At 60.9% G+C, this 2,550-nt stretch carries 4 protein-coding genes; all 4 read left to right on the top strand.

Features of this window, described 5'->3' with window-relative positions:
- Positions 1-291: hypothetical protein (locus OQK_RS02995; RefSeq protein WP_016771052.1), on the top strand; the 291-nt coding region annotated here is incomplete at its 5' end.
- A 118-nt stretch (positions 292-409) separates the two neighbouring features.
- A complete protein-coding gene (locus OQK_RS02990) occupies positions 410-1,363 on the top strand; it encodes a CheW domain-containing protein (protein WP_016771051.1) in 954 nt (317 codons plus the stop codon).
- A gap of 90 nt (positions 1,364-1,453) precedes the next feature.
- Positions 1,454-1,939, top strand: coding sequence for a chemotaxis protein CheW (locus tag OQK_RS02985; RefSeq protein WP_016771050.1), 486 nt, complete (start codon positions 1,454-1,456; stop codon positions 1,937-1,939).
- A gap of 1 nt (position 1,940) precedes the next feature.
- Positions 1,941-2,336, top strand: a complete 396-nt coding sequence (locus OQK_RS02980; protein WP_016771049.1) for a DUF2802 domain-containing protein — start codon at positions 1,941-1,943, stop codon at positions 2,334-2,336.
- Positions 2,337-2,550: the final 214 nt, after the last annotated feature.

Raw genomic sequence — 2,550 nt, 5'->3', positions numbered from 1 at the left:
AACACCCTGGCGATGATCAATCGTTCGCGCAAACAGCCGTTGCCGTTCAGCATCGTGCCGACTTTGTTCGACCGCCGCACGCAGGCGTCGATGGGCACCTTGCGCGTGCTGCGTGACAAATTCCCCGAAGACATCTGGCACGGCTACATCCCGGTCGATACCCGTCTGCGCGACGCCAGCCGGGCGGGCGTCACGCCTTCGCAATTCGACGGCAAGAGCCGTGGCGTGCTGGCCTACCGCGCGCTGCTCAAGCACCTGCTCGCGCAGCAACTTGTTCCGCAGGTGGCCTGAGCATGATCCTTATTCGTGTAGGAGCTGCCGAAGGCTGCGATCTTTTGATCTGGCCTGTCAGTGCTCCTGAAAAGATCAAAAGATCGCAGCCTTCGGCAGCTCCTACAGGGAGTCGCGCATGAACCGGCCGGTGAAGCTGACTTCACGTCCGCAACAGGCCTTGCAGTCCTATCTGGAAGACCTGCTGCTCGACTTGCCCGAGGACTTGCCTGCGCCGGTCGAAGTACTGCCGCCAGTCGTCGAACAGGCGCAGCCTGAAGTGGTGGAAAGCACCGAGGCCATGGACGAGTTCCAGGCCGCGGTGCTGGAAGAGCAGGCCCGTGACGCGCAGAAATCCGTCGCTCCGATTGCCGCGCCTGCTGCTGCCCCCGTGGCCAAAGCACCGGTGGCGCTGATCGACGAACCGCGCGCGCCACTGTCAACACTGGCGCCGCTGCTGCAAACACAATTATTGACCGTGCCGGAATCCGAACCGGAGCCAGAACCCGCGCCGCAGATTGCTGAGCCGCAGGTGCTGGTCCCGCCGCTGGTGGAAGTGCACCTGCCGCCGAACAACCCGCCGCCACCGGTCGAGCCCGATGGCCGTCCGGCCTGGGCTGCCGAAGCCTTCGAATGCTTGCTGTTCGATGTAGCCGGGCTGACCCTGGCGGTGCCGCTGGTGTGCCTTGGCTCGATCTATTCGCTGGCCGGCCACGAGCTGACGCCGCTGTTTGGCCAGCCGGAGTGGTTCCTCGGGATTCTGCCGAGCCAGGCCGGCAATCTGAAAGTCTTGGACACCGCGCGCTGGGTCATGCCGGATCGCTACCGCGATGACTTCCGGCAGGGCCTGCAATACGTGATTTCGGTACAAGGTTACGAGTGGGGGCTGGCGGTGCATCAGGTCAGCCGCTCGTTGCGCCTGGACCCGAATGAAATCAAATGGAGAAGTCACCGGGGTCAGCGGCCATGGCTCGCCGGCACCGTGATCGAGCACATGTGTGCATTGCTTGACGTATCCGCACTGGCCGAGTTGATCGCCAGCGGCGGGGCAAAGCACTTGAGTGGCAACAAGCCGCTACATAAACCGACATAGCAGCCGACATAACAATCAGGCGATGGCATTTTCCAGTGCCACCACACAGAACACACACCGCCCGGGGCGGTTTTTTCGAGGGGTCAGGGTATGAGTAGTCAGGCGTCGAATGCAAAAGGTTCTGAAGATCCGATCCTGCAATGGGTGACCTTCAAACTGGATAACGAAACCTATGGCATCAACGTGATGCGCGTGCAGGAAGTGCTGCGCTACACCGAGATCGCGCCGGTACCGGGTGCACCGAGCTACGTGCTGGGCATCATCAACCTGCGCGGCAACGTGGTCACCGTGATCGACACCCGTCAGCGCTTCGGCCTGCACAGCGGCGAGATCAGCGACAACACCCGTATCGTCATCATCGAAGCCGACAAGCAAGTCGTCGGCATCATGGTCGACAGCGTCGCCGAAGTGGTTTACCTGCGTCAGTCGGAAATCGAAACCGCGCCGAACGTCGGTAACGAAGAGTCGGCCAAGTTCATCCAGGGCGTGTGCAACAAGAACAACGAACTGCTGATTCTGGTCGAGCTGGACAAGATGATGAGCGAAGAAGAATGGTCGGAACTGGAGAGCATCTGATTTGATTCTCGAGGTTGCGGTAATTGTTCTGTTCCTGTTCTGGGCCGGTACGCTGGCGATGTTCGTCTCGTACATCAAGGCGCAGCGGGTGATCGCTGCGCAGCAGGCTCAGGGCGACGCGCTGCGTGATCAGCGCATCAAGGAACTGGCCAAACGCGTCGACGATTACCAGAACGGCAACGTGCGCATGGGCGAAGCCCTGCACGAGTTGCGCGCAGTGGTGAGTCCGTTGCCGGACAAGATCGTTGCTCTGGAACAACGCGACCCATCGAGCCTGTCATTCGCCCAGGCGGCGAAACTGGTGGGCATGGGCGCCAGCGTCGATGAACTGACTCAGTCGTGCGGCTTGACCCAGGCTGAAGCGGAGTTGATGCGCAAGTTGCACAAGGGCAGCTAGGAGCTTCAGGCTTCGAGCGGCAAGCAAGATCAAAAGCGCTATTCGCGAGCAGGCTCGCTCCCACATTTGATCACGGTCGAATGTGGGAGCGAGCCTGCTCGCGAAGGCGTCTTTGAAACCTCAATAATCATCCCCGCGTGCGGTGATTGAGATCGTTCCCACGCTCTGCGTGGGAACGCATTCTGGGACGCTCCGCGTTCCGCCTGTGAAATGT

This window comes from Pseudomonas sp. R62 (assembly GCF_000257605.1).
In the GTDB taxonomy this organism is placed as follows: domain Bacteria; phylum Pseudomonadota; class Gammaproteobacteria; order Pseudomonadales; family Pseudomonadaceae; genus Aquipseudomonas; species Aquipseudomonas atacamensis.
The sequence above is the reverse complement of the archived record's forward strand: the minus strand, read 5'-3'. Positions and strand labels throughout refer to the sequence as shown.

Bases quoted from the DNA above. Each gene is read 5' to 3' on its own strand.
- OQK_RS02990 (WP_016771051.1), top strand. From the start codon at position 410: ATGAACCGGCCGGTGAAGCTGACTTCACGTCCGCAACAGGCCTTGCAG.
- OQK_RS02985 (WP_016771050.1), top strand. From the start codon at position 1,454: ATGAGTAGTCAGGCGTCGAATGCAAAAGGTTCTGAAGATCCGATCCTG.